The sequence below is a fragment of the Mycobacterium sp. genome (assembly GCF_008709575.1).
In the GTDB taxonomy this organism is placed as follows: Bacteria; Actinomycetota; Actinomycetes; order Mycobacteriales; family Mycobacteriaceae; genus Mycobacterium.
On record NZ_VYIK01000531.1, the window covers coordinates 1 to 551 of the forward strand.

The following is a 551-nucleotide window of genomic DNA, read 5'->3' on the forward strand; positions in this document are numbered from 1 at the left end:
CAGCTCGGCCGCTGGCCGCTTCACCACGCAAGTCATGGGCGGTGTCGCCGAGCTGGAGCGGGCGTTGATCTCCGACCGGACCAAAGCCGCCCTGGCGGCCAAAAAAGCCGCCGGCGTTCGCTTGGGCCGCCCGGTCTCGGTTCCCGCCGAGATCGCGGCCCGCATCGTGGCCCTGCGTGACAACGGCGCGACCTGGCAGACCGTCGCCGACCAGCTCAACAGCGACGCCGTGCCGTGCGGCCAAGGTGGTTCGCGGTGGTTCCCCAACACGGTCGCCCGTATCTACAAGCGCACCGCCGCGCGTGCTCAGGCGGTGGCGTTAAAAAGCACGTCAGAAAGCTTGGCCGGCTAAAGGCGGCGTAATTATCATCAAACAATGGCTGCACGCTGGAAGGTAGCTGCGGCTTTCAATTCGCTGTTCGCGGTGGCGGTCGCGGAGACTGTTCTCTCGGGACCGGTCGCGGCGGACAATCGCGATGTTTTCGCTGCGGCTGCAGCAACGCTGGAAACCCTGCCGATCAAGGGGCGTGCACCGAAAACTGGTTACAGCC

At 65.7% G+C, this 551-nt stretch carries 1 protein-coding gene; it reads left to right on the plus strand.

What is annotated here, in order from left to right; genetic code table 11:
- Positions 1–352, plus strand: a 352-nt coding sequence (locus F6Q13_RS19995) for a recombinase family protein (protein WP_293060153.1), incomplete at its 5' end; no start/stop codon positions are given.
- Positions 353–551: the final 199 nt, after the last annotated feature.